Here is a 24,034-nt window from a genome sequence, read left to right as displayed (position 1 = left end):
CCCCAATGGCGGATGTCGCGCGCACACAGGCTAAAGCCGCGAGCAGCGGCACTGTCGCCAGTCAGTCCAATGCGGGTCTGGTCGCGCGCGGCCTGGGCAAGACCTTCAAGCAGCGCGCCGTGGTGCGTGGCGTCTCGCTGACCGTCAAGCGCGGTGAGGCTGTCGGTTTGCTGGGTCCGAACGGGGCCGGCAAGACGACGACCTTCTATATGATCATGGGTCTGGTGCGGCCGGATTCCGGTGAGATCACGCTGGACGGCAACCCGATCACGGCGCTGCCGATGTATCGCCGCGCGAGACTGGGCATCGGCTATCTGCCGCAGGAGGCGAGCATTTTCCGCGGCCTCAATGTCGAGCAGAACATCAAGTCGGTGATCGAGATCACTGAGACCGATCCCGACAAGCAGCAGGTGATGCTGGACGGGCTGCTGCAGGAATTCGGCATTTCCCATCTCCGCCGCACGCCGTCGCTGGCGCTGTCAGGTGGTGAACGGCGGCGCCTGGAAATCGCCCGCGCGCTCGCCAGCCGGCCCGGCTATATCCTGCTCGACGAACCGCTGGCCGGTATCGACCCGATTGCAGTGGGGGAAATCCGCGATCTGGTTTCCCATCTCAAGCATCGCGGCATCGGCGTGCTGATTACGGACCATAACGTGCGGGAAACGCTGGAGATTATCGACCGCGCCTATATCATGCACGACGGTCAGGTGCTGATGGAGGGCCGCCCGTCCGAGGTCGTCAGCCATGAAGGCGTCCGCCGGGTCTATTTGGGCGATCGTTTTAGCATGTAGTTCGTCTGTAGCCACTTTTGCTGCAGCGCGATGCTGCTAAGCTAGGCCCGATGTCCATTGGAGCAAAAATCGGGCCAAGGCTGGTATTGCGCCAGTCTCAGTCCCTGGTGATGACCCCGCAGCTGCGGCAGGCCATCAAACTGCTTCATTATTCCAATCAGGAATTGGCGGGTTTCGTCCAGGAGGAATTGGACCGCAACCCGCTGCTGGAACAGGATGAGCGGCCGGAGACGCCGCTGCTGGACCGGCCGGCGACCGACCAGCGGCCGCTGGAAGCGGCAAGCGAAGGCGACAGCCTGACGCATGTCGCTTCCGACCAGCTGCCGACGGCCGAGCAGGCGCCGCTCGACGGCGATTTTTCCAATGCTTATGACGCGGGCGGTGTCGCCGATGGCGCGCAGGGGCAGAGCCTGCTCTATGCCGGCGCGGGACGCGGCGGCAGTCACAGCTTCGATTCCGATCCCAATGGCATCGACGACCTGGCGGAAAACCCGACCAGCTTGCGCGATCATTTGGCGCAGCAGTTGCGGCTGGGATTTGCCGACCCGATCGACCGGCTGATCGGCGCGCATCTGATTGCCCTGCTGGACGGCGCCGGGCGGATCACCGCCGAGCCTGCGGCGATCGCCGCCGGCCTCGGCACGACGCTGGCACGGGTGGAGGCGGTGCGCCAACGTATGATGCGGTTCGATCCGCCGGGCCTATTCGCGCGCGATCTGAAGGAATGCCTGGCAGCCCAGTTGCTGGACAAGAACCGCCTGGACCCGGCGATGGCGGTGCTGCTCGACAATCTGGAACTGCTGGGCCGGCGCGACCTGAAGCGGCTGATGGCGCTGTGCCATGTCGATGCCGAGGATATGGCTGAGATGGTGGCGGAGATCCGCCAGCTCAATCCGAAACCCGGTGCGACTTATGAGAATGGCCCCATTCATCCGCTGGTGCCGGATGTTCTGCTGCGCCGCGCCCCGGATCAGAGCTGGCATCTGGATCTGAACCAGGAAACGCTGCCCCGCCTGCTGGTCAATCACGTCTTTCACGCGCGCGTTTCAGCGACTGCCAAGCGCGAGGATCGCGTTTTCCTGTCTGAGCAGTTGCAAAGTGCCAATTGGCTGGTGAAGTCGCTGCGTCAGCGCGCCCAGACGATTTTGAAGGTGACGGCGGAGATCGTGCGCCAGCAGGATGGATTTCTGCGCCACGGTGTCACGCATCTGCGTCCGCTGACGCTGCGTGACGTCGCGGATGCGGTGGAGATGCATGAAAGCACGGTCAGTCGTGTGACGGCGAATAAATCCATGGCGACACCGCGCGGCGTGTTTGAACTTAAATTCTTCTTCACAACGGCCATCAACGGCACCAGCGGGGAAACCTTCAGCGCCGAGGCAATTCGCCACCGTATCCGCGCTATGATCGGTGCGGAACAGCCGAATGACATTCTGTCAGATGATGCGATCGTGGCCGCTCTGCGAAAGGAAGGCGTGGACATTGCCCGCAGAACCGTGGCCAAGTATCGCGAGACGCTGCAAATCCCAAGCTCGATGCAGCGCAAGAAGGAGAAAGCAGCCGCCTGACCGCCGGCAGATTGACAGGGTGCAAGTCAGGCCCACGTTTTGACAACCGAAGTCTTTAGTGAGGCCCAAAGTTAAATCCGGGGCCTGGTCCTTTGAAGGCAGCCCCTGATCCGCGCATCTGCGGATAACGGTCTCGCAGGGGAAATATCTGGAGGTAAAATGCAAATAACGGTCTCCGGTAAGCAGCTTGAACTCTCTGACGCGTTGCGCTTCCGCGTCTCTGACATGCTTGAGACGATCGCCCGAAAATATTTCGGCGACGCTCTGGAAGCGAATGTAACCTTCAGCCGAGCACGAAGCTTTTTCACTTGCGACATCAATGTTCATGCCGGTCGCGGTCTGACGTTGCGCGGTGAGGGCGAGGCAGCCGACGCGAATGGCGCCTTCGATGACGCGGCCGAACATATTGCCAAGCGGCTGCGCCGCTACCGACGGCGCGTGAACGACCATGCGCGCGATCTGGCGCAGCAGCGCGACACGCCGGAAAGCCTGGAACCGGCCCAGCATTATATCCTTCAGCAACGGGATGAGGACAGCGCACCCAGCACGGAGGCGCCGGCTGCCAACGGTCTGGTGAATGGCCATTTCGCGACCGTGATAGCCGAAAGCCCTTCCGTCATTGCGCGCCTGACCGTGGGTGAGGCGGTGATGCGCATGGATCTGGCCGACCAGCCGGTGGTGATGTTCCGCAACGCCGTCAGCGGGCAGCTGAACGTGGTCTACCGCCGCGATGACGGTCACATCGGCTGGATCGATACCGCCGGCGAATAGGCCGGCGCGACAGCCGCAGCCGGACCGTTCTACAGGTCCGGGCGTTTGCACAGGCTCAGGCGCCGCCGCCAGGCGGCACCTGAGCCTGTCCTTTTTGGCGAAATGCATATCTGGTCTGCAGGCATGCATTCTTTTAAAAACCCTGAAACGCGAGGGTTTTTCTAAGCAGCCGAGAGGCTCGAGAAGATCTTACTTATTTAAAATCTGCTTATTGCAATTGAGAGGAAATTCATCCTTTTGAGCGGACTGGCTCATGGAATAGGGCTTCGATAGAGATGGTTTCAGCCTCCGCTTCGCTCCTGTCGCCTGCCGAACAGACCGCCCGCGCGCTGTGTGCCGATCTCGCCTGTCGCATTGCCGACCCGTCGGATGCTGCCGCGATCCTCGATCTCGCGCTGACCGAGATCTTTGACGGCCGTATTGCGCTGGTCTCCTCCTTCGGCACCGAGTCCGCGCTGCTGCTGCAGTTGGCGGCTGAGATCGACCGCACCGTGCCGGTCATCTTCCTCGATACCGGCAAGCTATTCCCGGAAACCTTGGACTATCGCGATCAGCTGGTGGATCGTCTGGGCCTGACCGATATACGCGTCATTACGCCCTCGGCAACGCGGATCGCGCGTGAGGATGCCGAGGGCAAGCTGTGGCGGGAAAATGCCGACCAATGCTGCAGCCTGCGCAAGACGCGGCCGCTGCAGACGGCGCTGGGGGGTTTCGATGCCTGGATCACCGGGCGCAAGCGCTTCCAGTCTCTGACCCGCGCGGCGGTCGGCATTTTCGAGACGGATGCGACGGGGCGGGTGAAGGTCAATCCGCTTGCGCATTGGACCGCCGAGCAGATTGCGGCGGAATTCGAGGCGCGTGACCTGCCGCGTCATCCGCTGGAGGCTTTCGGCTTCCTCTCCGTCGGCTGCACCACCTGCACCGCGCCGGTCGCGGACGGCGAGGATCGCCGGGCGGGGCGCTGGCGCGGCCAGGCCAAGACCGAATGCGGCATCCATCTGCCGGAGCCGGCCTTCGCCTGACTCGCCGCTGAACCGATAACGCGAAAAAGGCCGGCCCCGCGAGGGACCGGCCTTTTTCAATGGTCAGGCCGCGTGCTTGGCGTCTGCCATCCTCAATCTCACGGCGTGACGATCGTTTCGCTGCTGTCCAGATGCAGATCATGCGCCATGGTCGACAGAACGGCGCGCATGCTGTGGTCCGCGGCCACGGCATCGCGCCTGCGAATGGCCTCGACCACATCCCGATGAGCGGAAAAGGCGACGTCGTAGGAATGGCTGGCGCCGGTCGAGAGGCGGAAGGCCGCGAGCAGGACGGAGGACACGGTCTGGCCCCATTGCGCCAGAAACAAATTGGCGCTGGCGCGCAGCACCGCGACATGGAAATTCAGATCGGCCTGAACACGCTCTTCCAGCGTCTCGGCATCCATCTGCGCGAGGGCGGCCTCGATCTCGGCCAGCTGCGCAGGCGTCGCGCGCTGGGCAGCCAGCGCCGCTGCTCCGGGTTCGATCAGCTTGCGGCATTCGAGCAGGCTGCGCACCAGATCCTCATCCAGGATCGGGCCGGACCAGCTGAGCAGTTCAGGGTCCATGAGATTCCAGGAGGAGCGCGGCAGCACGCGGGTGCCGGTGCGGGGCCGCACGTCCAGCATGCCCTTGGCACTGAGGACCTTGATGGCCTCCCGCAAGGCCGAGCGGCTGACGCCCAGCGCCGAGCTGAGATTTTGCGTATTGGGCAGGCTCTCGCCCGGCTTGATGCCGCCCGACAGGATGCGATGCGCGAGGGTCTCGACGACGTCGCGGTGGACGCGCGGGCGGCTTGAGGTTGGAAGATCAGCCAATTCCATGTCCGATAGAAACGTTTTGCATCATGGGTCTATCATAGCGCGCAAGGCTTGGCTTGCGAGGATAGAGTTTGCTGGCCGGATGATTCCTTGCCAGTCTTTGTGCCTGGACGCGGCCTTTCCGGCCGCGGGGTGGCGCCCATCCGCGCTAGCCGTTACTGGTGCGCCCCGATTGATCGAGTTTAAGGGATGACGCCCATGCGACCGTCCGGCCGCGCTGCCGATAGCCTACGCCCTGTTTCCATCTCCACCGGCTTCGCCCGCCATGCCGAAGGCTCTGCCCTGATCAGGATGGGCCATACGGAAGTTCTGTGTGTCGCGAGCGTGGAAGGCCGCGTGCCGCCCTTCATGCGCGGCCAGGGACTGGGCTGGGTGACGGCCGAATACGGCATGCTGCCGCGGGCGACCCATAAGCGCGGCGAGCGTGAGGCGGCGCGGGGCAAGCAGTCCGGCCGCACGCAGGAAATCCAGCGTCTCATCGGCCGGTCCTTGCGCGCGGTGGTGGACCGCCGCGCCATGGGCGAGATGACCATCACGCTGGATTGCGATGTGCTGAACGCCGATGGCGGGACCCGCTGTGCGGCGATCACCGGCGCCTATGTCGCGCTGACGCTCGCGTTCCGTCACCTGGTCGCCAAGCGCGTGCTGGCGGCGGTGCCGCTGGTGGGCCAGGTCGCCGCCGTGTCCTGCGGGCTGGTGGCGGGCGAGGCCGTGCTCGATCTGGACTATGCCGAGGATTCGGCCGCCGAGGCGGACAGCAATTTCGTCCTGACGGCCGATGGCGGCATCGTCGAAATTCAGGCGACGGCGGAGCAGAAACCATTCACCGAGGCTGATTGCCTGACCTTGATGGCTCTGGCCAAGGCGGGCACGCGCGCCTTGTTCGTAGCCCAGAATATCGCCATCGAAGCTGCTGGGAGTGTTGTCTGATGGCCCGTCCGCTCGATCCCGGATGCCGCCTGGTTGTGGCCAGCCACAATCAGGGCAAGCTGGTGGAAATCCGCAAGCTGCTGGAACCGTGGGACATCCATGTCGTGCTGGCGGGCGACCTTGGCCTGCCGGAGCCGGAGGAGACGGAGACAAGTTTCGCGGGCAATGCCCGGCTGAAAGCGCTGGCAGCGACCACGGCCAGCGGCCTGCCCTGCCTCTCGGACGATAGCGGCTTTTGCGTCGGCGCCCTGAATGGTGCGCCCGGCATCTATTCGGCCCGCTGGGCTGGTCCGGCGAAGGATTTCCGCGCCGCCATGCAGCGCGTGAACGACGAGGCGGGCAATGCCGCCGACCGCAGCGCCTATTTCATCTCCGTCCTCTGCCTCGCTTGGCCGGATGGTCATTACGAGCTGTTCGAGGGCCGGGTGGAAGGCGCGCGCGTCTGGCCGCCGCGTGGCAACCGCGGCTTCGGCTATGACCCGATGTTCCAGCCGCATGGCGAGGCCGAGACCTATGGCGAGATGGACCCTGCGCGAAAGACCGCGACCAGCCATCGCGCGCGCGCCTTTTCGGCCCTGGTGCGAGCCTGTCTGGGCGTGCCGCCGAAGCCGGCGGCCGATTGACGGCAGATTCTCAGCTGGTGCCGGCGATCAGCATATAGGGGCGGTCGCTGGCATCGACGCCATAGGCGAAGGCCAGCCGCCCGTTATAGAGATCCGCCACGCTGTAACCCGACAGGGTGAGCGATGCGCTTGTGCCGCCTGAAGTCTCAGTATGAAGGGTCAGGCCCGTATAGCCGGCTGCACCCTGGTTATTGAACCAATCGCCCACCGAGACATTCGCGCTGCTGACGCCCCAGAGGGTCGCGTAATCGCCGTGATGGAAGTTGTTGACCGTGCTCCAGATATCCTGGTTCGGCGCGGTCGCATTGACGAAGAAGGTATCGTCCCCGGCGCCGCCCGTCAGGAAGTTGGAGCCTGAGCCGCCGTCGATGACATTGTTGCCGCTATAGACGGTGATGGCGTCGTTGCCCGAGCCGGTGGCGATGAACCAGTTCGGCGTCGTCGCCACGATATTGAGACTGTCGGGCGTGATGTCGGCATAGGTCGTCTGCAGCCCCGCAACCGGCCCGACATAGGGTGTGCCGGTGGCGCTGACCGCAGTTTGCGTCGTCGTGTCGAAAACGGTGATCGGTGCGCTGGGGGCTTCGTCCGCTGCCACCCAGGCGTCGATCTGGCTGACGGCGCTGCTGGTAAGCTGCACATCATAGCCGATGCTGCCGCTTTGCGCGGAGACGAGACCATCGACCGTTGGCGCGCCACTCGCCCCGATGGTCCAGACCGGTCCGCCGCTGGACCCCGGCCCCAGCGCCTGGCCCTGCAGAATACTGTAGAAGGGAACTTGCGAAATATTCTGTGCCGGACTCAGCAGCGCGCCCTGGGCAATGGCCGGATAGCCGCTGACATAGGCGACGCCACCGGTGAAGTCCGAGCCGAGGGCGAAGTCTGTCGCAGTGGGAAATGAGGTTCCGAGCTTGATCACCGCATAATCGTCTTCGATGGCCTGTGCGGTGACCTGATCATTGAAATCGTCGATCGGATTGAAGTTGTAGGAGACGCCATAGGCGCTGCCATAGGGAGCGATGCCGGACCCGTAGCCGGGCGAGACGCTGATGGAGGTCGCTGTACCGACGCCTGCCTGCCAGACGACATGGGAGGCGGTCAGAACGAGGTCCGGTGCGATGAGAACGCCGGAGGCCTGATATTCGTACGAACCGATTCGTGTCGTTATATAGACGACGCCATTCAAGGGAGCCGTAGTCGTACCAGACATCGCGCGTTCTTTTCAGCGAAAATTGAAATGCCTACACAACCCTCCTAGCCTGCTTTTCGTTACGGGGCAATGTGCCTGTTCAGAAATAATCAGTGTCCCGTAACGTCTCGGCCGCTTTCGTCGCCCAGCACGTCGACGACGTAGAATTCGGAGACCAGGACCAGGCCGGCGGCGGCCAGCGGCGTCGCCAGCACGATGCCCATGGGCCCCAGCAGCGAGCCCAAAAAGGTCATCGACAGGATCAGCAGTGCCGGGGGCAGCCGCACCATGCGGTCCTGCACCATGGGCGACATGATGTAGCCTTCGACGAAATGGCAGACGGCGAAGACCACCGCCGTCAGCAAGGTCATATGCATGCCCTGGCCAAGGGCGATGGCCAGCGCCGGAATCGCCGCCAGGATGGCGCCGAAATAGGGCACGAAGGTGAGGATGCCGGCGATGACGCCAAGCGCCAGGGCCATGGGCATGCCGATCAGGAGCAGGCCGATCGTGGTGAGAAGACCGACCACCGCCATGTCGATGAGCTGGCCAAGGAACCACCAGCGCAGCACCGCCGCGACCTTGCCCATCACTTCATGCACGCGCGCGCGGTGGGCTTGCGGCACCAGAGTGACCAGGCCTTTGACATAGAGCGTGGGATTGGAGGCGAAATAGAGCATGGTGACGATGAGCACGAAGACGCCGGCGATGGCGCCCACCGTCGAACTGGCGGCCGTCAGCATGGAGCCGGCCATCGACTGCGCGGCCTGGGTGCCGGAGCTGCTCAGCTTTTCCAGGATGCTGCGGCCCCATTGGGTATGGCCGTAGCGTTGCGTAAGATCGGTGCCTTCCTGGCTCAGTGCCTTGCCGAGGTCGATGGCCTGCTGAACCAGCTGCGGTCCGACCCACCACCAGAAGCCGATGAAGGCCGCGACCACCAGCAGCATGATGACCGCCATGGCCCAGCGCGGCGACAGCGGCGCATGCTCAGAGATCCATTCCGCTGCTCCGCGCAGGGAGACGGCAAAGAGGACCGCCAGGAAGACGAGCAGCAATTCCTGATGCAGCAGCCAGATCAGAAGACCGGCGACCGCAATGCCGGCGATCCACAGGATCGTGTCGCGGATCGACCAGCCGGCCGCCGATAGTCTGTTGCTCGTTCCGAACATCACGCACCCCTACCCTAAAATCGAAATGATCAAATGGGGTGCCTCCCGCACATGTCGATTGTGTGACGCGCACGCCGGGCCTAGGAAATTTGTCATGACTGAAATCAGCGCCGAACCGCTCGCGCTTTATATCCACTGGCCCTTCTGCCTCGCCAAATGCCCTTACTGCGACTTCAACAGCCATGTCCGCGACGTGCTGCCCCAGGCGCGCTTCCGGGCGGCGCTGCTCGCCGAGCTGGAATGGGAGGCGGCCCGCTTAGGCTGCCGGCCCCTACGGTCGATCTTTTTCGGGGGCGGCACGCCGAGCCTGATGGAGCCCGAGACGGTGGCCGCTTTGATCGCGGCGGCCAAGCGGCTGTTCGTGGCCGAACCGGATCTGGAAATCACCCTGGAAGCCAATCCGACCAGTATTGAGGCCGGACGCTTCGCGGGCTACCGCGCGGCCGGCGTGAACCGCATTTCGGTCGGCATACAGAGCCTGAACGAGGCCGATCTCCAGCGGCTCGGACGCCAGCATTCGGTCGCCCAGGCGATCGCTGCGCTGGAGATAGGGCGCCGCATTTTTCCGCGCATTTCCTTCGATCTGATCTATGCCCGGCCTGGCCAGACGGAAGCTGCCTGGCGCGTGGAACTGGCCCAGGCGCTGGATCTGGCGGCCGACCATTTGTCGCTTTATCAGCTCACCATCGAGCCCGGCACGGCTTACGAAGGGCTGCACCGGCGGGGCGAGATCGTGCTGCCCGATGCCGAGACCGCGGCAGGGCTGTATGAGGCGACGTTGGAAGAAGCCGCGCGCTTCGGCCTGCATCCCTATGAGGTTTCAAACTACGCGCGGCCGGGTTCGGAAAGCCGCCACAACCTGACCTATTGGCGCTACGGCGATTACATCGGCATCGGTCCGGGCGCGCATGGGCGGCTCAGCCTCGCGGGCGGGCTGACGGCGACGCGCCGCCACCGGGCGCCGGAAATCTGGGCGGATCGGGTGGAGGCTTCGGGTCATGGGTCGGGCGACGATACCATCGTGACGCCGTCCGAGCGGGCGGAGGAAATGCTGCTGATGGGCCTGCGGCTGAGCGAGGGCATCTCTACCACGCGGTTCGAGGCCCGCACCGGCATCGCCCTGGCGGACGCCATCGACCAGGACATGCTGCCGGCGCTGATCGCGGAAGGCTATCTCATCCAGGAGGGCGACCGGCTGCGCGCAACGGCCGAAGGGCGGATGCGGCTGGACGCCGTGCTGGGTGCGCTGATCCGCTGACCAGGGTCAGTCACCGATTTCATGCATGATGGCGTCCCGCACCAGATCATTGAGGCTGACCCCACGTGCTGACGCCGCGTGAACAGCATCCGCGTGCAGGGTCTCGGGGATGCGGACGAGGAATTTTCCGCTGAACGAGCGATAGGGCTCGATATTGTTTTCTGCGCAGACGCTGAGGAAGGTCCGCAGCGATGCCTGCCCTTCCTGAATCAGGTCGTCGACGCTGCTGGCGTAAAACTCCGCGCCACCGTTAAGACCAAGGAATTCACCGCGAAATTGCCGAGCTTCTTCATGGAATGAGATGACGGCCTTGAGGCCATCGATTGTGAGCGTGTTCATGATGGTTTCACTCCATGGCCGTGCAGCCAACGGCGGATGGACGCGACGGCTCCCTTGTCGGTATCCGGTGTGGGATGCGGGCGATAGTGCATGATACTATAAAATGGTATCTATTTATGAGGCGACTTCATGGCCTCGTCCGTCACGCTAAGGCACCACGGCAAAGAACAAAAACACCGCAAAGATCATGAGGTGGATGGCGCCCTGGAGGATGGAGGTGCGTCCCGTCGCGATGGTCAATATGCTCAGCAGCATGGTCAGCACGAGCAGCACCGTCTCCTTCGGGTCGAGGCCGAGCGTCAGCGGCTGGTGCAGATAGACCGAGACGGCGGCGACCACCGGGATGGTCAGGCCGATGCTGGCAATGACCGAGCCGAAGGCGAGGTTGAGGCTGGTCTGCAGCCGGTTGAGCCGCGCGGCGCGCACGGCGGCGAGGCTTTCGGGCAGAAGGACGAGGGCGGCGATGATGACGCCGACCACCGATTTCGGCGCGCCGCTTTGCGCGACCATGGCCTCGACCGCCGGCGACAGCGCCTTGGCGAGGCCGACGACGGCGACCAGTGAGACGATCAGCAGCCCGAGGCTTGCGAACGCCATCGCGTTTGACGGCGCGGGCGCATGGGCATCCTCGTCATCCGCGATTTCAGGCAGGAAGTATTCGCGGTGGCGAACCGTCTGCACGAAGACGAAGACGCCATACATGACGAGTGAGACGACGCCCACGAAGGTGAGCTGGGAGACGGTGAAGCTCGGCCCCGGTGCCTGGGTGTAATTCGGCAGAACCATGGTCAGCCCGCAGAGCGCGACGATGACGGCGAGCGCGCCATTGGCCCCTTGCACGCGGAATTCCTGCTCGCGGTGGCGGCTGGCCCCGGCCAGGAGACAGAGGCCGACGACCCCGGAGCAAACGATCATGACCGCTGAAAACACGGTGTCGCGCGCGAGCGCCGCCTTGTCGGCGCCGCCGCCGAGCATGACGGAGACGATCAGCGCGACTTCGATGATGGTGACGGCGACCGCCAGAACGAGCGTGCCGAAGGGCTCGCCGAGCTTGTGGGCGATCACTTCGGCGAAATGGACGCCGGCGAAGACCGCACCGCCGAGTGCTGCCACGAAGATGAGCAGAGCCGGCCCCTCGACCGGCAGAAAGAATTTGGCGGCGAGAAGGACCCAGGCCAGGATCGGGCAGGCCCAGCTCCACCACGGTATGGCTTTCACGCGGCAGTCTCCCGTTGGATCAGGCTGCTACGAAGCCTGCCCTGGGGCCCGGGTCAACCGTGCGGCGATGGCAAGGTGCCTAGCGCGCGAATTCACGCATGAAGATGCTGACGGTCCAATCGACATTGCGAGCCAGCTCCTCCTCTGTCGGCGTGTCGCGCAGCGCCAGCAGCAATTCGGTCTGCAGACCGGCGAAGGCCAGGCCGAACAGGGTTTCGGTCGCGAGCATCAGATCCGGGATCTCGAAGACCCCGCGCTCGACCTGAATGCCCAGCCACTGGCTGATGGCAGTTTTGATGTCGAGGCAGCGGCGCGTGACGATGGCATTTGCCTGCGGGACGCTGGCGATATTGGCGATCAGCAGCCGCGTGAGGCTGATCTGGCGCGGATCGAGCAGGGCCCGGCCGAAGCCCATCAGCATGCTGCGCAGTGTATCCGGGACGGCCGCGTCGCTGGTCGCGGAGAGCGTCGGCAAGGCCAGCAAACGCTCCAGCAGCAGGGCGTCGAACAGATCGGCCTTGGAGGTGAAGACCTGATAGATGGTCTTCTTCGACATGCCCGCCTTGGCCGCGATGTCCGCCATGGTGGTATCGACATAGCCCTTGGCCAGGAAGACCGTCTCGGCGGCGCCGATGAGCAGCAGGCGACGATCACCGTCGCTGACGAAACGCGCTGTCGCGGGTTTGCAGACCATTACATCGAGGGTTGTGTCGTCGGCCAAGCTATCGCCAAGATAGTCCATCATTGCAGCGGCTCCACGCCGGGCCAGAATGGCCCTTGCTGCGATCATGCCGGTCTTGAACGACATTGTGATCGTCGATTTTTGGTCCTTTCGGCGATTTCGGCCGAGTGTGTCTGCTAGGCCTTGGCGGTGCGCTGCCGGCCGCCGCGCAGCTCGCTCAGCACCACCATGCCGCCGCTCAGCAGAATGAGGCCAGCGCCGAGGAAGACGCCGATGGCCGGAATGTCGCCGAAGATGGCGTAGCCGAAGACGAAGCTCCAGAGCAGGCCGCTGAATTCCATCGGCGCGATGACGCTGGCCTGGGCGAGCTTGACGCCTTCGATCAGCAGCAGCTGGGCGAGGGTGGAGAGCAGCCCCAGGCTCAGCATCAAAACCAGGGCCGGCAGGCTGGGTGTCTTCCAGATGAAGGGCAGGACCGCGCCGCAACAGACCAGGAACAGCAGCGCGATGACGAAGACCTGATCCCAGCCGCGCAGCTCGGCCGAAATCTGGCGCATCAGGATCATGGCATAGGCCCAGATGACGGCGGCGAGGGCGACGCAGAGCGCCGGCAGAAGCGGGCTTGAGCCATGCGGACGGGCGGCGAGAAGCACGCCGACAAAGCCGATGCCCAGCGCGATCCAGCGCACCAGGGTGACGCGTTCGCCCAGCAAAGGTCCCGCCATCACCGCGATGATCAGCGGGCTTGCGAAGTAGATGGTGATCATCTGGGCGAGGCCGAGATAGCGGCCGGCCGAATAGTACAGAAGCCAGGCGACGAAGGTGAGGGCCGCGCGCGCCAGCAGCTTGCCCCGCATCGGCGAAAACAGACCGCGCGTCACCACGCTGCGGCCACCGAGGCTGAGGCAGAGGACGACGACGGTCAGGCTGCGCAGGAACAGAATCTGCGGCGCGTCGAAATGCGCGACCAGGATCTTGACCAGCGCATCATGCAAAGCGAAGGCGGAATAAGAGATCAGGACGATGACGAGGCCCGTTCCGGTCGACGACCGGTCAAGCCTGGAGCGCAGGGCGGAAACATGCGTCGCGAAGCCCATTCCCGTGCCGCCACTCCCTGTGGTGTCGCGAAGACCCAATTAGGCTATGATCAGCATGAGCCCATGTGACGGAGCACTCTTCATGTCGCATGGCAGAGCCTCTGACTGATAGGATATCGGCCCCCAGGTCCGGGCCCGGTAAAAAAGGATCGCAATGGACAGACATGGCTTTACCCTTCCGCCCATACAACCCGCGACGCTGCCCCAGGGGCTAGATATCCGGTCGGCGGCGGTATTGCGCGAAATCGTCGAGCAATATGTGGAGACCGGCGGCCCGGTTGGCAGCCGCACCCTGTCGCGACGCCTGCCGCTGGCGCTGTCGCCAGCGACGATCCGCAATGTCATGGCCGATCTGACCGATGCCGGTCTGCTTTATGCGCCCCATACCTCGGCCGGGCGTCTGCCGACCGACCGGGGCTTGCGCCTGTTCGTCGACGGCTTGCTGCAATTCGGCGACCTGGCCGAGGAGGAGCGGGACGCGATCGACACCGCGCTCGTCAGCCATGGCCGCAGCCTGCAGGATACGCTGGCCGAAGCCTCGACCCTGTTGTCCGGCCTGTCGGCGGCGGCCGGGCTGGTTCTGGCGCCCAAGGCCGAGGGCGCGCTGAAGCATATCGAATTCGTGCCGCTCGCCTCCGGCCGTGCGCTGGTGGTGCTGGTCTCCTCGGAAGGTCAGGTCGAGAACCGCGTCATCGATATTCCGCTCGGCGTGCCGCCCTCGGCGCTGCAGCAGGCGAGCAACTATCTCAATGCCCGTCTGGCCGGACAGACGCTGGCGGATTTTCGCACCAATATGGCGGCCGAGATCGCGCGCGACCGCAATACGCTGGACGAGCTGGCGGCGAGCATCATCGAAGCGGGTCTCGCGACCTGGGGCGGCGAGGGGCGCGGCGGCAATCTGATCGTTCGCGGCCAGGGAAGGCTGCTGGCGGATGTCACGCAAATCGAGAACCTTGCCTCCATCCAGACCCTGTTCGAGCGGCTGGAGGCGCAGGAGACGATGCTGCGCCTGCTGGAACTGGCGGAGACCTCGGACGGGGTGCGCATTTTCATCGGCGCGGAAAGCGGCCTGTTCGGCTCGGCCGGCGTGTCCATGATCGTGGCGCCGGCGCGGAATTCGACGAACCGTATCGTCGGCGCGATCGGGGTGATCGGACCCACCCGGATCAATTACGGCCGGGTCATTCCGGTGGTGGACTATACCGCGCGGGTGGTGGGCAGGCTGCTGGGCTGACGCGGCTGGGGGCGCATTGTCAAATGGTCCGTAACGCCTTCGGCTGAAGCGGGTGCGCGCCGCTACCCGCCGCGACGGATTGGTGCTAGGCTTACCGAACCGTTAGAATTCCACTTCCAGTTCGGTGATTTCTTGGGGCTCTTCCTTCGCTGCAGCCACCCATTCCGCCATATCCGGCCAGGCCATGATGTCCTGGCAGTAGCGTGCTGCGCGCGCGTTCAGCGCGACGTCATAGGTTAGGAAGCGGGTGACGACAGGCGCATACATCGCATCGGCGACTGAAAGCTTTTTGCCGAAGAGATATGGGCCGTTCCATGTCTCGAAACAGTCCTGCCAGATCGTCAGGATGCGGTCGATATCGGCGCGCGCGGCCGACCAGATGGCAAAGCCTGGCCGGTGCGCATGCAGGTTCATCGGCAGCGATGAGCGCAAAGCCGCGAAGCCGGAATGCATTTCGCCGCTGATGGCCCTGCAGCGGGCGCGCGCATGCCTGTCATCCGGCAGCATTTCAGCCTCCGGTCGCAACTCGTTCAGGTATTCCGCAATAGCAAGCGTATCCCAGATCGAAATCCCATCATGGATGAGACTGGGTACCAGAATGGACGAGGACCGAAGCAGCAGTTCGGCCCGGGCGGCGGGATCGTCGGGATTGACGATCTTTTCTTTAAACGGCAGGCCGGAGAGGCGCGTGATCAGCCATCCCCTGAGTGACCAGGAGGAATAGTTCTTGCTGCTAATGAGAAGCGTCGCCTCAGCCATGAGCAATGTCCTGTCCGCCAAGGATGGGCCCACACTCTATCAGACCCTGGGGCTCCAGCGGAACGCAGGGCTTGGTATGGATGAAAAAAACCGGCAGTCCCTGTTCTATGAAATGGCCAAGCCCATCGCGGGCCTGCCGTTGTCCGACGTGCTGGCGGCGGCCGGCACGCCGATGCTGTATCAGATGTATCAGGCGCGGCAGGATATGATGGCGCCGGCGCGCCAGTATTTCCGGTTTCTCAGCACCATTCTCAACCAATATGATCTGACCCAGCCGGCTGCCCTGCCGCTGCGCCTGACTGCCGCCATGGCCGAAAGCCTCTGGCGCGTGCCGATGACGCATGAGCGGCCGGCTTACGGCATGCAGCCGGTCGTGGTCGGCAATGCGCCGGTCGCGATCATCGAGGAGGTCGTCTACGAGACGCCCTTCTGCGCATTGTTGCATTTTCGCAAGGAAACCGCCGTACGGCAGCCGCGGCTGCTGGTGGTGGCGCCGATGTCCGGCCATTTCGCGACGTTGCTGCGCAATACGGTGCAGACGCTGCTCGCCGATCATGACGTCTATATCACGGACTGGAAGAACGCCCGCGACGTTCCGCTGACCGCCGGCACCTTCGGGTTTGAGGACTATACCGACCATGTCATCGCGCAGCTGGAGGCGATCGGACCCGGCGCGCATGTGCTGGCCGTCTGCCAGCCGGCGGTACCGGTGCTGGCCGCTGTGTCCGTCATGGCGCGGGAAGGCAATATCGCGACCCCGCGCAGCATGACGCTGATGGCGGGTCCCATCGATACAAGGATGGCGCCGACCAAGGTCAATCTGCTGGCGCAGGAAAAGCCGATCGAGTGGTTCGACAATTCTGTCATCGGCATTGTGCCCTGGCAGTTCCGCGGCGCGAACCGCCGCGTCTATCCTGGCTTTATGCAGCTCAATGCTTTCGTGGCGATGAATTTCGACCGCCATTTGCGGGCGGAAATCCTGCAGGCCCGCAATATCGTGGCGGGCGACGAGATGCGCGCCGATGTACACCGTAAATTCTATGACGAATACCGCGCCGTGATGGATCTGCCCGCGGAATTCTTTCTGGAGACGGTCAAGCGCATCTTTCAGGATCATGACCTGCCGCTGGGCCGCCTGACGCATCGGGGCGAGCGCGTCGATCCGGGCGCCATCCGCCGCACCATGGTGCTGACGGTCGAAGGCGAGCGCGACGATATCTGCGGCATCGGCCAGACGATGGCGGCACTGGACCTGTGTACGGGCCTGCCGTCCGTGATGAAACAGCATCACCTGCAGACCGGCGTCGGCCATTACGGTGTCTTCAGCGGCAGCCATTGGGCGCGGGAAATCTATCCCAAGGTTCGCGCCGTGATCGAGATGAGCAACTGAGATACAGCACGGACGGCCGCTACGCTGTCCCATCGATGCCGATGGCGAGCGCGATCTGACGGCGAATGGTTTGCAGCTCATCCGCGGTGATATGGGATGGGGTCGCTTGCAGACGTGCCTTGGACGTGGTTGCAACCAGATGTGAAGCGGCCCAGCAGATTTTGCTGCAGCCGTTTTGAGGGCTCGGCACGATCCGCACCGCAAGATCGGGAATGACCACGTCCGCATCATCGGTTAATGGCACCAGAATGACATTCGGATAGGCAGGTGCGAACAATTCATTGTCTTCGACCACGATTGCCGGCCGGCGCTTGTTCGGCTCCTTAGGCAGGGCACCGCCCCGCCAGTCGGCCATGACGATCTGGCCGGCCTGAACGGATAGACGAGCGGTATCAGCCGCCATCGGCCCGCGGCGTGCCCCAATCATTGTAGAAGTCAGCGCCGCGCTCAGACTCCGCCACATGCTGACCGACGTGCGCGCTGGCGGCGCGGATGCGCGCCCTTTGGCTATCGCGGGCGGCTCGCGTCGCCATATCGCGGAGGAGGGTGGCAAGGCCGATGCCTTGAGCCCGCGCCTGCGATTCCAATTCGGCGCGGACATGCTCGTCGAGCCTGATCGAGATAGGGACGCCCATGGCGACCTCCGTCGTACTAGCCTAACACACTACACCCCTGTAGCGCCCGAACAGAAGTCGAAAGACTAGCCTTCCCCGGCGAGGGCCAGCGCCCGTGCATAGACCTGGCGGCGGGGCAGGCCGGTTTCGGCGGCGACGATGGCGACCGCCTCCTTCAGCCGCGTGCGGGCAAGCTCGGCGCGCAGCCGCGCATCAAGATCGAATGCCGGCTGATCCGTGGCCTCGGGGTCTGGCGGCGCCATGATCACGCAAATTTCGCCGCGGGGCGGATCGGCCGCGACGCCTGCGATGAGGGTGGAGAGCGGGCCGCGCCGGACCTCCTCAAAATGCTTGGTCAACTCACGCGCCAGGGCGGCTGGCCGATCCCCGAAGACGGTTGCGAGGTCGGCCAGCATCTCGGCCACGCGATGGGGGCTTTCGTACCAGATCATGCTGGCGGAGAGGCCCGCTGCCTCGGCCGCGCGCAAGCTCGCGAAGGCTGTGCGGCGGGCGGCGCCCCGCGGTGGCGGAAAGCCCAGGAACAGAAAGGGATGCGGCGGCAGGCCGGAGAGGGTGAGCGCGGTGACGGCTGCATTGGGGCCGGGGAGGGCGGTGACGGCCATGCCTTCGGCGACCGCGGCGCGCACCAGCCGGAAGCCGGGATCGGACATCAGTGGCGTGCCGGCATCGCTGACGAGAGCGAATTTCTGGCCGCGCTGCATGGCTTCCAGCAGCCGCGGCGTGCGGCTTTCCTCGTTATGATCGTGGAAACTCTCCAGCCTTGCCTTCACACCGAGGGCAAAGAGCAGGCGCGTCGTCACGCGGCTATCTTCACAAAGCACGATATCGGCCAATCTCAGGGCTGCGACGGCGCGACTTGTCACATCCCCCAGGTTGCCGATCGGCGTAGAAACCAGCACAAGTTGCGCGGGACTGCCGTTTACGCTCGGCCAGACGCCAAGGCCGGGCTGAACGGGCTCCTGATCCGACGGAGGATTATAAAGTGCGTCTAGCTCCGGCATCTGCTCTCCTCGCGACCCTTGGTCTGGCGAGCTGCGCCTTACCGTCAGGGTCTCAGCCCAGCATGGGCATGGCCCCCGGCGCCCCGCAAGGGCTGGCCGCCAGCGGTGCAGGGTCTTTGCCCAGCCCGGCAGGCAGCCGCGTCGCCATTCTGGCGCCGATCACCGGCCCCTATGCGGGTGTCGCGACCGAACTCGTCAATGCCGCCAAGCTCGGCCTGGGCGCGACCGGCGCCAGCGGCCTGGATGTGCTTGATACCGGTGGCACGCCGCAAGGGGCGGTCACCGCGGCGCAGAAGGCGATCGCGGATGGCGCCGGCGTCATCATCGGGCCGCTCACCAATGCGGAAGCCGCGGCTGTCGCGGGTGTTACCGGCCCTGCCCATGTCGATGTGCTGGCGCTGACCTCCGACAGTTCCGTGGCCCGGCCCGGCCTTTGGCCGCTGGGCATTACCCCGGCCGAGCAGGTGCAGGCGCTGGTGCAGGCGGCGAGCGCGCAGGGCCATAGCCAGGTCGCTGCCCTGCTGCCGGAGACGCCGCTGGGCGACGCGATGGGCCGGGCGCTGCAAAGTGCCGGCGGTAGCGGCCAAGTGCAGACCTATTCTGCCGGCAGCTTCTCATCAATGAATTCGGCGCTGCGCAGCCTGTCGGACTACGCCGGACGCCGGGGTCCAATCGACGCGCAGATCAAGTCGCTGCGGGCCTCGCATACGGTCGATGGCCGTCGCCAGGCGGCGAAACTGGCGCGCACGCCCATTCCGCCGCCGCCCTTCCAGGCGCTGCTGGTGGCCGAGACCGGCAATGGCTTGGGCGAACTCGCCTCTCTCATGCCCTATTACGACGTCAATCCCGGTCCGGTTCTGGTGCTCGGCCCCGGCCTGTGGGCGGCCGACCCGGCGGCGGTCAACGCGGCCGGCTTTCGCGGCGCGCTGTATGCCGCGCCCGATCCGGCAGTGGCCGCGGGCTTCCAGTCCAGCTACGCGCAAGCCTATGGCGGTGCGCCTTCGGGCATCGCGGCCATCGCCTTCGATGCCGGGGCGATCGCCCGCGTGACGACGCAGGGTGGGCAGATCGATCAGGCGGCGCTGACCAATCCGTCGGGTTTCGCCGGCGCAGACGGGCTGCTGGCGCTGGGCGCCGATGGCTCGGTCAAGCGCGGCCTGGCGGTGTTCCAGGTCTCGGCGGATGGCGCGCAGATTGTGCAGCCGGCGCCCAAATCCTTCGCGCCGGGAAGCTGAGCGCTCTGTCATGACCACGGCCCGCGCCCGTAGAGAGGAGATTCATGGATAACCCGCGGGCGCCCGGCCTTGGCCGGTGGATGCTGCTGATCCTGGTGGTGCCGGTTGTGGGCCAGCTGCTGATGGTGCTGGCCGGGGCCGCGCCTTGGGATGTCATCGCCATCCTGATTCTGGTCGAGATCCTGGCTGCGATGCTGGTCGCTTTCCTGTGGCGGCAGGATCTGGAACGCCTGCGCCGGGTTGTGACCGGGGAGCCCACGGAACCGCCGCGCCTGCCCGAAATCGAACGCGTCGGCACGTTTCTGGGTCAGGCAGTGTTCAAACGGCAGGAGCGCCTGGCGCAGCTCGAAAGCCAGCTCGCGGCCGAACGGGCGATTATCGAGCTGCTGCCGGAGCCGCTGCTGCTGGTGACGGCGGATGGGCTTGTGCAGCGCACCAATGAGGCAGCACAGCGCAGCCTGGGCGATGACACCGCCGCCGTCCTTCGCCACCCCTTGCTGCGCGGCGCAGTGGACCGGGCACTGGCGACCCAGACGCCGCAGGCGGCCGATCTGCTGTTCGCGGCCCCGGTGACGCGGGAGATCCACGCCATGGTGACGCCGCTGGACGCCGGTCTGTTCGAGGAGCGCCACGTCTCCGTCCTGCTGGTCGATCACACGCGGGAACGCGCGATCGAACGTATGCGGGCGGATTTCGTCGCCAATGCCAGCCATGAGCTGCGGACGCCGCTGGCCAGCCTGATCGGCTTCGTGGAGACGCTGCAGGGACCAGCCAAGGATGACGCGCCGGCGCGCGAGCGCTTTCTGGAAATCATGGCCCAGCAGGCGGCCCGCATGAACCGGCTGATCGACGATCTGCTCAGCCTTTCAAGAATCGAACTCTCCGAACATCAGCCGCCGCAGGGCAAGATCCAGTTCAGCGAGCTGATCGAGCGCACCTTGGCGGCCTTCGAGCCGCGCATCGTGGCGCGCGGCGTGCGGCTGGATTTGCGGCTGGAGGATTTGCCGCCAGTGCCGGGGGATATGGATCAGATGGCCCAGGTTCTGAGCAATCTCTTCGACAATGCGCTGAAATACGGCCGTGAGAATGGCTGCATCACCCTGTCCGTGGAGGCTGTGTCCGGCCTGCCCTGGCCCAGCCGTCCGGGTGTGGTGATGGCGGTGGCAGACGACGGCGCGGGTATTCCGAAAACCCATCTGCCGCGTTTGACCGAGCGCTTCTACCGGGTGGACAAGGGCCGCTCCCGCGCCGTCGGCGGCACCGGACTTGGCCTCGCCATCGTCAAACATATCGTGAACCGCCATCGCGGCCAGCTCACGATCACCAGCGAGGAAGCGCAGGGCACCCGCTTCAGTGTATGGTTGCCGCGATGACAGGCGGCTGCCGGGCGCACGTGACGCGAGCCGCTTGACGCATTTCGGCAGATGCGTATCTGGCAGCTCGCAATTTCGTGTATCCGGCGCTTGCACGGTGTCTTTCTCAAACCTAAGTCAGGTTCCATGACCGAACACGACAAAATCAATCCGAACCCCGCCGACGAGGCCGACCAGAATCTGGCGGCCGAAGAGGCTGAGCTTTCCCAGGACGATCGCCTGGCGGCCGTCGAGGCCGAGCGCGATGAGATGCGCAATAACTGGATGCGGTCCGAGGCCGAAATGGCCAATCTCCGCACCCGTACCAAGCGCGAGGTCGAGGATGCGCGGCTGTTCGCCGTGCAGAAATTCGCCCGCGACGTGGTGGAAGTGGCCGAAAACCTCAAGCGCGGCCTGACCAGCCTGCCGCCGCGGGCCGAGGGCGAGGCCGAGATCATCGGCAAGCTGCGCGAGGGCTTTGAAGGCATCGAGCGCAGTTTCGTCGCGACGCTGGAGCGCAACGGCGTGCAGACGGACGATCCGACCGGCAAGCTGTTCGACCCCAATCTGCATCAGGCGATGGCCGAGCAGGAAACGACGGAGCATCCGCCCGGCACCATCGTCCAGGCCTGGACCCAGGCCTGGACGCTGAACGGACGGCTGCTGCGTCCGGCCATGGTGGTTGTTGCCAAGGCGCCCGCGGGCGCGGCCGGCACGATCGACGCCCAGGCCTGAGACTCGTCAGAATCGAAACGCGGCCATTCCAGGGCGATGCCCAAATTTTGGGCAGCATCTCCTTGTCTTGGCAAAGGCGCGAAGCTATCTAGGTTAGAGTTGTTCCAAGGGGGGCGCCGGTGCTTCGGGTCGGTCGCTCCCGCTTATAAAGGAGACTGCGTATGAGCAAGGTCATCGGTATCGACCTCGGCACCACCAATTCCTGCGTCGCGATCATGGAGGGCAAGGATGTCCGCGTGATCGAGAATAGCGAGGGCGCCCGCACCACCCCGTCCATGGTCGCCATCACCGATAGCGGTGAGCGTCTGGTCGGCCAGGCGGCGAAGCGCCAGGCGGTCACCAACCCGTCCAATACCCTTTATGCCGTGAAGCGCCTGATCGGCCGCCGCTTTGAAGACCCGCTGGTCAGCAAGGACAAGGGCCTGGTGCCCTATGCCATCGTCAAAGGCGACAATGGCGACGCCTGGGTCGAGGCCCGCGGCGAGAAATACGCGCCGAGCCAGGTCTCGGCCTTCATTCTCACCAAGATGAAGGAAACCGCCGAAGCCTATCTCGGCGAGACCGTGACCCAGGCCGTGATCACGGTTCCGGCCTACTTCAACGACGCCCAGCGCCAGGCGACCAAGGATGCCGGCCGCATTGCGGGTCTTGAAGTGCTGCGCATCATCAACGAGCCGACCGCCGCTGCTCTTGCCTATGGCATGGACAAGAAGTCGGCCGGCACCATCGCGGTTTATGACCTGGGTGGCGGCACCTTCGACGTCTCCGTCCTCGAAATCGGCGACGGCGTCTTTGAGGTGAAGAGCACCAACGGCGATACCTTCCTCGGTGGTGAGGACTTCGACGTCCGCATCATCGACTATCTGGCCGATGAGTTCCGCAAGGAAAACGGCATCGACCTGCGCAAGGATAAGCTGGCTCTGCAGCGCCTGAAGGAAGCCGCTGAGAAGGCCAAGATCGAGCTGTCTTCCGCCAAGGAGACCGAGATCAATCTGCCCTTCATCACGGCCGATGCCTCCGGTCCGAAACATCTTGTTCTCAAGCTGTCGCGCGCAAAACTCGAGAATCTGGTCGACGACCTGATCCAGCGCACGCTGGAGCCTTGCCGCGCCGCGCTGAAGGATGCCGGCGTGACCGCTGGTGAAGTGGACGAAGTGATCCTGGTCGGCGGCATGACCCGCATGCCCAAGGTCATCGAAGCCGTGAAGCAGTTCTTCGGCAAGGACCCGGCCCGCAACGTGAACCCGGACGAAGTCGTCGCCATCGGCGCCGCGGTCCAGGGCGCGGTTCTGCGCGGCGACGTGAAGGACGTGCTGCTGCTGGACGTGACGCCGCTGTCGCTGGGCATCGAGACGCTGGGTGGCGTCTTCACTCGCCTGATCGACCGCAACACCACGATCCCGACCAAGAAGAGCCAGACCTTCTCGACCGCCGAAGACAATCAGACGGCGGTGACCATCAAGGTCTATCAGGGCGAGCGTGAGATGGCGGCCGATAACAAGGCGCTGGGCCAGTTCGACCTGGTCGGCCTGCCGCCCGCACCGCGCGGCGTGCCGCAGGTGGAAGTGACCTTCGATATCGACGCGAACGGCATCGTTTCGGTCTCGGCCAAGGACAAGGCGACCGGCAAGGAACAGCAGATCCGCATCCAGGCCTCGGGCGGTCTGTCGGATGCCGATATCCAGAACATGGTGCGCGAAGCGGAAGCAAATGCGGCCGCCGATAAGGAACGCCGCGCCTTCGTCGAAACCCGCAACCAGCTGGAAGGCCTGATCCATCAGACCGAGAAGACCCTGTCGGAAGGCGGGGACAAGATCTCGGCCCAGGATAAGGGCGAGGCGGAAGCCGCGATTGCGGCGGCCCGCACGGCCATGGAAGGCACCGACACGGCGGCGCTGACGGCCGCCAACGAGCGTCTGACCCAGGTCGCCATGCGCGTGGGTGAGGCGATGTACAAGGCCCAGGCGGAAGCGGGTGCGGCGCCGGCCGGCGAGGCGCCGGGTGCGGCTGGTGGCAGCACCGGTCCGAACGGCGAACACGTGGTCGATGCGGAGTTCGAGGAAATCGACGACAAGAAGAAGTCGTCCTAATCCACCCGCATTACGGGTTAGCATCTCTGTGACGTGAGAGACGCCTGCGCTTCATCCGAGGCGCAGGCGTCGTCCTTGCATGGGGACGGTGACAGAAACGGCGCATCGAGGCAGGGCACCGCTGT

General features: G+C 64.7%; 24 protein-coding genes. 13 read left to right on the top strand and 11 right to left on the bottom strand.

Going from position 1 to position 24,034, the window contains the following annotated elements; translation table 11 throughout:
- Positions 1-5: 5 nt before the first annotated feature.
- The 4 genes from lptB to AC3G7M_RS03450 all read left to right on the top strand — a co-directional run bounded on the left by lptB (position 6) and on the right by AC3G7M_RS03450 (position 4,152).
- On the top strand, positions 6-791 hold the full coding sequence (lptB, locus tag AC3G7M_RS03465; protein ID WP_489214326.1) for an LPS export ABC transporter ATP-binding protein: 786 nt from the start codon (positions 6-8) through the stop codon (positions 789-791).
- A gap of 50 nt (positions 792-841) precedes the next feature.
- The gene (gene rpoN, locus AC3G7M_RS03460) at positions 842-2,359 is read left to right on the top strand and encodes an RNA polymerase factor sigma-54 (RefSeq protein WP_489214325.1); all 1,518 of its coding nucleotides are present in this window, start codon (positions 842-844) and stop codon (positions 2,357-2,359) included.
- 159 nt (positions 2,360-2,518) lie between these two features.
- Positions 2,519-3,130, top strand: coding sequence for a ribosome hibernation-promoting factor, HPF/YfiA family (hpf, locus tag AC3G7M_RS03455; RefSeq protein WP_489214324.1), 612 nt, complete (start codon positions 2,519-2,521; stop codon positions 3,128-3,130).
- Positions 3,131-3,405: 275 nt separating this feature from the next.
- Complete coding sequence (locus AC3G7M_RS03450) at positions 3,406-4,152, top strand: phosphoadenylyl-sulfate reductase (RefSeq protein WP_489214323.1); 747 nt, start codon at positions 3,406-3,408, stop codon at positions 4,150-4,152.
- A 98-nt stretch (positions 4,153-4,250) separates the two neighbouring features.
- Here the strand turns inward: AC3G7M_RS03450 and AC3G7M_RS03445 are convergent, their stop codons facing one another.
- Positions 4,251-4,970, bottom strand: a complete 720-nt coding sequence (locus tag AC3G7M_RS03445) for a FadR/GntR family transcriptional regulator (protein WP_489214322.1) — start codon at positions 4,968-4,970, stop codon at positions 4,251-4,253.
- Between the two features lie 201 nt (positions 4,971-5,171).
- On the opposite strand from AC3G7M_RS03445, the gene rph reads away from it, so the two are divergent.
- Both rph and rdgB read left to right on the top strand, forming a co-directional pair.
- Entirely contained in the window at positions 5,172-5,903 is a 732-nt protein-coding gene (gene rph / locus AC3G7M_RS03440) for a ribonuclease PH (RefSeq protein ID WP_489214321.1), read from the top strand.
- Positions 5,903-6,526 (top strand): RdgB/HAM1 family non-canonical purine NTP pyrophosphatase, encoded by a 624-nt coding sequence (gene rdgB, locus AC3G7M_RS03435; protein WP_489214320.1) that lies wholly within the window; start codon positions 5,903-5,905, stop codon positions 6,524-6,526. Before rph ends, rdgB begins: the two co-directional genes overlap by 1 nt.
- 10 nt (positions 6,527-6,536) lie before the next feature.
- Here the strand turns inward: rdgB and AC3G7M_RS03430 are convergent, their stop codons facing one another.
- Positions 6,537-7,736 carry a hypothetical protein gene (locus AC3G7M_RS03430; protein WP_489214319.1) on the bottom strand — a complete coding sequence of 400 codons (1,200 nt, stop codon included), beginning with the start codon at positions 7,734-7,736 and terminating at the stop codon, positions 6,537-6,539.
- An 89-nt stretch (positions 7,737-7,825) separates the two neighbouring features.
- On the bottom strand, positions 7,826-8,884 hold the full coding sequence (locus AC3G7M_RS03425; protein ID WP_489214318.1) for an AI-2E family transporter: 1,059 nt from the start codon (positions 8,882-8,884) through the stop codon (positions 7,826-7,828).
- A gap of 94 nt (positions 8,885-8,978) precedes the next feature.
- On the opposite strand from AC3G7M_RS03425, the gene hemW reads away from it, so the two are divergent.
- Positions 8,979-10,142 (top strand): radical SAM family heme chaperone HemW, encoded by a 1,164-nt coding sequence (gene hemW / locus AC3G7M_RS03420; protein WP_489214317.1) that lies wholly within the window; start codon positions 8,979-8,981, stop codon positions 10,140-10,142.
- Between the two features lie 6 nt (positions 10,143-10,148).
- Here hemW and AC3G7M_RS03415 read toward each other — a convergent pair whose 3' ends face one another.
- From AC3G7M_RS03415 to AC3G7M_RS03400, 4 genes are all read right to left on the bottom strand, one after another.
- A complete protein-coding gene (locus tag AC3G7M_RS03415) occupies positions 10,149-10,481 on the bottom strand; it encodes a type II toxin-antitoxin system HicB family antitoxin (protein ID WP_489214316.1) in 333 nt (110 codons plus the stop codon).
- Between the two features lie 147 nt (positions 10,482-10,628).
- Positions 10,629-11,699 (bottom strand): calcium:cation antiporter, encoded by a 1,071-nt coding sequence (locus tag AC3G7M_RS03410; protein ID WP_489214315.1) that lies wholly within the window; start codon positions 11,697-11,699, stop codon positions 10,629-10,631.
- Between the two features lie 79 nt (positions 11,700-11,778).
- Complete coding sequence (locus AC3G7M_RS03405) at positions 11,779-12,444, bottom strand: TetR/AcrR family transcriptional regulator (protein WP_489214314.1); 666 nt, start codon at positions 12,442-12,444, stop codon at positions 11,779-11,781.
- Between the two features lie 113 nt (positions 12,445-12,557).
- The gene (locus AC3G7M_RS03400; RefSeq protein ID WP_489214313.1) at positions 12,558-13,478 is read right to left on the bottom strand and encodes a DMT family transporter; all 921 of its coding nucleotides are present in this window, start codon (positions 13,476-13,478) and stop codon (positions 12,558-12,560) included.
- A gap of 154 nt (positions 13,479-13,632) precedes the next feature.
- Between AC3G7M_RS03400 and hrcA the strand changes: the two genes are divergently transcribed.
- Positions 13,633-14,712 carry a heat-inducible transcriptional repressor HrcA gene (gene hrcA, locus AC3G7M_RS03395; RefSeq protein WP_489214312.1) on the top strand — a complete coding sequence of 360 codons (1,080 nt, stop codon included), beginning with the start codon at positions 13,633-13,635 and terminating at the stop codon, positions 14,710-14,712.
- Positions 14,713-14,814: 102 nt separating this feature from the next.
- Here hrcA and AC3G7M_RS03390 read toward each other — a convergent pair whose 3' ends face one another.
- Positions 14,815-15,471, bottom strand: a complete 657-nt coding sequence (locus AC3G7M_RS03390; protein ID WP_489214311.1) for a glutathione S-transferase family protein — start codon at positions 15,469-15,471, stop codon at positions 14,815-14,817.
- Here AC3G7M_RS03390 and AC3G7M_RS03385 point away from each other — a divergent pair.
- Positions 15,470-16,861 (top strand): polyhydroxyalkanoate depolymerase, encoded by a 1,392-nt coding sequence (locus AC3G7M_RS03385; RefSeq protein ID WP_489214310.1) that lies wholly within the window; start codon positions 15,470-15,472, stop codon positions 16,859-16,861. The two genes, AC3G7M_RS03390 and AC3G7M_RS03385, sit on opposite strands and share 2 nt — an antisense overlap.
- A gap of 19 nt (positions 16,862-16,880) precedes the next feature.
- On the opposite strand, the gene AC3G7M_RS03380 is transcribed toward AC3G7M_RS03385, so the two are convergent.
- The 3 genes from AC3G7M_RS03380 to rsmI all read right to left on the bottom strand — a co-directional run bounded on the left by AC3G7M_RS03380 (position 16,881) and on the right by rsmI (position 18,497).
- A complete protein-coding gene (locus tag AC3G7M_RS03380; protein ID WP_489214309.1) occupies positions 16,881-17,264 on the bottom strand; it encodes a type II toxin-antitoxin system PemK/MazF family toxin in 384 nt (127 codons plus the stop codon).
- The gene (locus AC3G7M_RS03375; RefSeq protein WP_489214308.1) at positions 17,254-17,496 is read right to left on the bottom strand and encodes a hypothetical protein; all 243 of its coding nucleotides are present in this window, start codon (positions 17,494-17,496) and stop codon (positions 17,254-17,256) included. Before AC3G7M_RS03375 ends, AC3G7M_RS03380 begins: the two co-directional genes overlap by 11 nt.
- Before the next feature lie 65 nt (positions 17,497-17,561).
- Positions 17,562-18,497, bottom strand: coding sequence for a 16S rRNA (cytidine(1402)-2'-O)-methyltransferase (gene rsmI, locus AC3G7M_RS03370; protein ID WP_489214307.1), 936 nt, complete (start codon positions 18,495-18,497; stop codon positions 17,562-17,564).
- Here rsmI and AC3G7M_RS03365 point away from each other — a divergent pair.
- From AC3G7M_RS03365 to dnaK, 4 genes are all read left to right on the top strand, one after another.
- Positions 18,479-19,732 (top strand): penicillin-binding protein activator, encoded by a 1,254-nt coding sequence (locus AC3G7M_RS03365; RefSeq protein ID WP_489214306.1) that lies wholly within the window; start codon positions 18,479-18,481, stop codon positions 19,730-19,732. The two genes, rsmI and AC3G7M_RS03365, sit on opposite strands and share 19 nt — an antisense overlap.
- Positions 19,733-19,776: 44 nt before the next feature.
- Positions 19,777-21,105: a sensor histidine kinase gene (locus AC3G7M_RS03360; protein WP_489214305.1), complete on the top strand. Its 1,329-nt coding sequence runs from the start codon at positions 19,777-19,779 to the stop codon at positions 21,103-21,105.
- Between the two features lie 126 nt (positions 21,106-21,231).
- The gene (locus tag AC3G7M_RS03355; protein ID WP_489214304.1) at positions 21,232-21,819 is read left to right on the top strand and encodes a nucleotide exchange factor GrpE; all 588 of its coding nucleotides are present in this window, start codon (positions 21,232-21,234) and stop codon (positions 21,817-21,819) included.
- A gap of 161 nt (positions 21,820-21,980) precedes the next feature.
- Positions 21,981-23,909: a molecular chaperone DnaK gene (gene dnaK, locus AC3G7M_RS03350; protein WP_489214303.1), complete on the top strand. Its 1,929-nt coding sequence runs from the start codon at positions 21,981-21,983 to the stop codon at positions 23,907-23,909.
- Positions 23,910-24,034: the final 125 nt, after the last annotated feature.

The organism is Acidisoma sibiricum, assembly GCF_057837225.1.
This window is presented reverse-complemented; position numbering and strand designations above follow the sequence as displayed.